The following is a 3858-nucleotide window of genomic DNA, read 5'->3' on the forward strand; positions in this document are numbered from 1 at the left end:
GCTGAATCTGTTCGACCTCGAGAACATCACGGTCGACGACGTGATGGTGCCGCGCCGCCAGATCGAGTCGCTCAACTTCTACGCGCCGCTCGACGACATCCTGCATCAGCTCGAAACCTGCTATCACAACCGCCTGGTCGTCTACGAAGGCGACATCGACAAGGTGCTCGGCGTGCTGCACGTGCGCAAGACGCTCACCGGGCTGCACAACCAGGATTTCGACCGCGAGACGCTGCGCGCGCTGCTCGCCGAACCGTATTACGTGCCGTCCGGCACGCCGGTGGTCCAGCAACTCCAGTTCTTCCAGGAAACCCGGCAGCGCACCGCGCTCGTCGTCAACGAGTACGGCGAACTCGAAGGGCTCGTCACGCCCGAAGACATCATCGAGGAGCTGATCGGCGAATTCACGACGTCGATGCCGCGCAGCGAACGCGCGGGCGGCTGGGACGAGAACGGCGAATGCATCGTCTCGGCCAGCATGCCGCTGCGCGAACTGAACCGCTGGCTGCACCTGAAATTGCCGACCGACGGGCCGAAGACGCTGAACGGACTGGTTCTCGAGATCCTCGAGGAAATTCCGGAAGACGACGTGTGCCTGAAAATCGGCGACGTGATGCTCGAAGTGATGCGCAGCGACGATCAGGCAGTACGCACCGTCAAGCTCTTCAAGCCGCGCGGCACGCGTACCGGACGCACCGCCACGCGCTAACCGAACGGCCGACTGCCGGCGCCGCCCGCGACGCGCGATCATCTGCGCATCACGGTCAACAGGCGGCCCGCGTGCCGGCTCACATGCATTTCCCTTCCCCCGGGGCGCCGCTGCACACGCAGTCGCCGCCCGCGCATTCCGACGCGCCAGCCGCCGCGCCCCATGCACTCGATGCGGCGCAGCTCGACGATGCCCCCGCCGTACGCCTGCTGACGGACACGCTGCATGCGGCGCGTGTGCGCGACGCGTCGGACATCCACGTCGAGCCGTTCGAGGCCGGCTGGCGCATCCGTCTGCGCATCGACGGCGTGCTGCATGAACATGCGCGCCCGCCGCTGCACCTGCGCGATGCGCTCGTCACGCGGATCAAGGTGCTCTCGCGCATGGACATCGCCGAGCGGCGGCTTCCGCAGGACGGCCGGCTGCGCATCGCGATCGACGACGGCACGCGCGGCGACTACCGCGTCAGTTCGCTGCCCACGCTGTTCGGCGAAAAGCTCGTGCTGCGGCGGCTCGAAACGCTGCCGCCCGATCTCACGCTTGCCAACCTCGGCTTCGACGCGCGGCAGGCCGCCGCGATGGAGGCCGCGATCCGCGCGCCGCATGGCCTCGTGCTCGTCACGGGACCGACCGGCAGCGGCAAGACGCTGTCGCTCTACTGCGCGCTGCAGATGCTCGATCGCGACGCGCACAACGTCTGCACGGTGGAAGATCCCGCCGAAATCCAGCTCGACGGAATCAACCAGGTGGGAGTCGCCGACAAAGCGGGGCTCACGTTCGCGACGGCGCTGCGCGCGCTGTTGCGGCAGGACCCGGACGTCATCATGGTCGGCGAGATTCGCGATGCGGAGACGGCCGATGTCGCGATCAAGGCCGCGCAGACGGGCCATCTCGTGCTGTCGACGCTGCACACGAACGACGCACCGGCCGCCGTCGCTCGGCTGCTCGACATCGGCGTCGCGCCGTACAACCTCGCGGCCGCACTGCACCTCGTCACCGCGCAGCGTCTCGTCCGGCGCCTGTGCGTCGCGTGCCGCGTGCATTCGGACGCATCGGCGCACGCGCTGCGGGAAGCCGGCTGCGACCCGGCGGCGCTGGCAGCCGGCTGGCGGCCGTTCGTCGCGCGCGGCTGTTCCGCCTGTCACGGCATCGGCTATCGCGGCCGCATCGGCCTGCATCAGACGATGCCGGTATCGCCCGGGCTGGCCGAGCGCATCGTCGCGCGGGCGAGCGTCGGCGAGCTCGCGCAATGCGTGGCGGCCGAGGGCGTGCGCACGCTGCGCGACGCGGCATTCGCGCGCGTCCTGGACGGCACGACGAGCATCGCGGAAGCCGTCGCCGCCGCCCCCGCGGTGTGAGCATGCGCAGGCCACCGCGCGAAACCCGCTTTGCATGGCGCGGCCGCCATCGCGACGGCTCGCCCCGCCGCGGGACCGTCATCGCCTTCGACGCCGCGGCCGCGCGCGCCACGCTCGCGCGCGACGGCATCGCGGTACTGTCGCTCGACGTTCGCGGGCCGGCCCGTCCGCCTGCGGCGGCCGCGCGCGACATCACACGCTTCACGCGCCAGCTCGCGAGCCTGCTGCAGGCCGGCCTGCCGCTCGCGCCGTCGCTCGAGATGCTCGCGCGCACCCGTACGCGCGACGGCGTGCCGCGCATCGCCGCGGGGCTTGCCCGTGAGATCGTCGGCGGTCAGCGCTTCGCCGATGCGCTCGCACGCTATCCATCGCAATTCGGCACGCTGTATCGCCAGTTGATCGAGGTCGGCGAGGCGTCCGGTTCGCTCGGCATCGTGCTGACGCGGGTTGCGGAACACCGCGAGCGCGCCGATGCGCAATGGCGCAAGCTGCGTGCCGCACTCGCGTATCCGGCCGCCGTCATCCTGTTCGCGCTCGCGATCTCGTCAGCGTTGATGGTGTGGGTCGTGCCGACCTTCCGGCAGATCTTCGACGGCTTCGGCGCCGCCCTGCCCGCGCCGACCCGCGCACTGCTCGCGCTGTCCTCCGCGCTGTCGGCATGGGGCGGCATGCTCCTGGCCGGTGCGGCCACGACGGGGCTCGCCGCGCAGCACGCACTTCGGCGCTCGGCCGCGCTACGCCATGCGCTAGCGCGGCGCCTGCTGCGCGCGCCGCTCGCGGGCAGCGCGCTGGAACGGTTCGCGGCCGCACGCTGGTGCCGCTCGCTGGCGACCCTGCTCGGCGCCGGCGTGCCGCTCGCCGATGCGTTCGCCACGCTCGAGCGCACCGCCGGCCATCCGGTGTTCGCGCACGCCACCGCGCACATCGCCGCACGCGTGCTGCGCGGCGTGCGTCTGGCCGATGCGATGCATTCGGCCGGCTGCTTTCCGGACGACGTCGTGCAACCGATCGCCGTCGCCGAGGAAACTGGTGCGCTCGACACGATGCTCGCCGACATCGCCGCATTGTGCGAACGCCAGCTCGACGCGCGTCTCGATACGCTCGCGGCACTGGGCGAACCGTTGATCGTGATCGTCCTGGGCGCACTCGTCGGCGGCCTCGTGATCGCGATGTACCTGCCGATCCTTCAGCTCGGCAACGTGGTGTAGCATCGCAACCGATTCTGTCGCCTTTTAGTCCAACCTCGAGCCTCATGACGCCAGCGCCCCTGTCCGCCGTTTCCGATTCGCCCGAGAGCACGCTGCTCGCGCTGGCGATGCTGCCGCCCGCGCTGCAGTATGCGTTCGCGGTCGTCATCGGCCTTTGCATCGGCAGTTTCCTGAACGTGGTCGTGCACCGGTTGCCCGTGATGATGCAGCGCGCGTGGCAGGCCGAGATCGCCGAAGCGACCGGCGCCGCGGGCGCCCCGCCCGACGACGGTTATCCGCCGCGCTACGATCTGTGGCGCCCGCGCAGCGCCTGCCCGCACTGCGGCCACGTGTTGCGCGCCTGGGAAAACATTCCGCTCCTTAGCTACCTGATGCTGCGCGGCCGCTGCCGGCGCTGCGGCCATGCAATCGGCATCCGCTATCCGCTCGTCGAACTCGCGTGCGCACTGCTCGCGGCCAGCTCGCTCGCGGCGTTCGGCCCGACCGTCGCCGCGTTCGCCGCGTTCGCGCTGTGCGCGGCGCTGCTCGCGATGAGTGCGATCGATATCCGGACCGGCTACCTGCCCGACTCGATGACGCTGCC

4 protein-coding genes are annotated in these 3858 nt (G+C 70.5%); all 4 read left to right on the plus strand.

The window, feature by feature from the left end; translation table 11 throughout:
- Positions 1-709: transporter associated domain-containing protein (locus JMF90_RS27755; protein ID WP_201325682.1), on the plus strand; the 709-nt coding region annotated here is incomplete at its 5' end.
- A gap of 83 nt (positions 710-792) precedes the next feature.
- Positions 793-2067, plus strand: coding sequence for a GspE/PulE family protein (locus JMF90_RS27760; protein ID WP_200094976.1), 1275 nt, complete (start codon positions 793-795; stop codon positions 2065-2067).
- 2 nt (positions 2068-2069) lie between these two features.
- Positions 2070-3275 (plus strand): type II secretion system F family protein, encoded by a 1206-nt coding sequence (locus JMF90_RS27765; RefSeq protein ID WP_125380854.1) that lies wholly within the window; start codon positions 2070-2072, stop codon positions 3273-3275.
- Positions 3276-3319: 44 nt separating this feature from the next.
- Positions 3320-3858 (plus strand): A24 family peptidase (locus JMF90_RS27770; RefSeq protein WP_201325683.1); only part of this gene is annotated, 539 nt, incomplete at its 3' end.

Source organism: Burkholderia sp. E168m23, from assembly GCF_016586125.1.
Taxonomy (GTDB): Bacteria; Pseudomonadota; Gammaproteobacteria; order Burkholderiales; family Burkholderiaceae; genus Burkholderia; species Burkholderia orbicola.